The 1,219-nt window shown below is 61.3% G+C and carries 2 protein-coding genes; both read right to left on the bottom strand.

Annotated elements, in window-relative coordinates; translation table 11 throughout:
* Window positions 1-734: LacI family DNA-binding transcriptional regulator (locus ACR0P8_RS09940; protein WP_432624882.1), on the bottom strand; the 734-nt coding region annotated here is incomplete at its 3' end.
* 27 nt (window positions 735-761) lie between these two features.
* Window positions 762-1,219: family 43 glycosylhydrolase (locus ACR0P8_RS09945; protein WP_432624883.1), on the bottom strand; the 458-nt coding region annotated here is incomplete at its 5' end.

The following is a 1,219-nucleotide window of genomic DNA, read 5'->3' on the forward strand; positions in this document are numbered from 1 at the left end:
AGCAACGTGTTCATGGCCCTCACACCGTCGCTACGATGCCACATGCCCGATTCGACGACCAGCCGATCGTCGAATTCGACGCCGGCCTCCTCCAGTGCCTCAAGATACCCTTGGTAGCGCAGCGCGGCGGAACCGACTTTCTCCCCCGGGTGCACACCGACCACGGCCACGCGGCGGCAACCGGTCGTCAGCAGATACTGCGTGGCCCGCTTCGCGCCTTCCACGTTCTCGGTGGCGATGTGATCCACCTGGTCGGTGAAGATGCGTTCGCCAACCAGCACAAGCGGATAATCGACCTTCAGCCGCTCGACGTCATCCTGTCCAAGCTCCAATGGGCTGTAGATCAGGCCGTCGATCATCGTCTGCTGGGACCCGTGCAGCGCTTCCAACTCGCCATCGCGCGAATATTGCGTCGGCTCCACGATCACGCGCAGACCGACTTTCTTCGCTTCTTCGATGACCAGCGATGACAGCTGCGCGAAATACGGCATCTGCAGATCGGGAATGGCCAAGCCGATGATGCCGGTCTGCCCTCGGCGCAGGTTGCGCGCCGATACGTTCACCGTGTATCCCAGTTCCACGATGGCTTTGTTGACCTTGTCGCGCGTGGCCTGCGAGACGAATTCGTAGACGTTGACCACGTTGGAGACGGTTTTGATCGACACTCCGGCCGCCTTGGCCACCTCACGCATGGTCACGACATGCTCGCCGTTTCCCCCCGTTCGCTTCGGCATATATACCCCTTTTGTCATTCAGCGGACTCAGTCGGCATCGAAGAAACCAACCTCCATCGTTACACCAGCATAGTCGGGGTCGAGTTCCTCCGCCGTTTGCATATCCAGGATGGGCATGCCCTCCTTGGACCAATGCACGCGGCGCACTTGGGCGTCGCGGCCACCATAGCGGCCGTGCTCGTATTCGGCGTTGTGGAACACGTAGATGAGGTTGCCGTCCTCGTCATGCGACCACATGCCGTGGCCGGTGCCGAGCTGCCAACGCCCGTTGTACATGCCGGACTTCTGCAGCGGATAATCGAGCTTCGTCCATACGCTGGCGTCGGTGAGATCGGCCCCCTGTCCGGCCGGGGCGGTGACCAGGCCGGTCGTGTAGTCGATGCCGACCAGCGAGCCCGAGTAGATCAGGAAAATCGTTCCGTCATGCACGATGGCGTTCGGTCCTTCGGCGATCATGTTGTCCCATGCGAATTCCGGCACGACGA

Source organism: Bifidobacterium sp. (assembly GCF_050874245.1).
GTDB lineage: Bacteria > Actinomycetota > Actinomycetes > Actinomycetales > Bifidobacteriaceae > Bifidobacterium.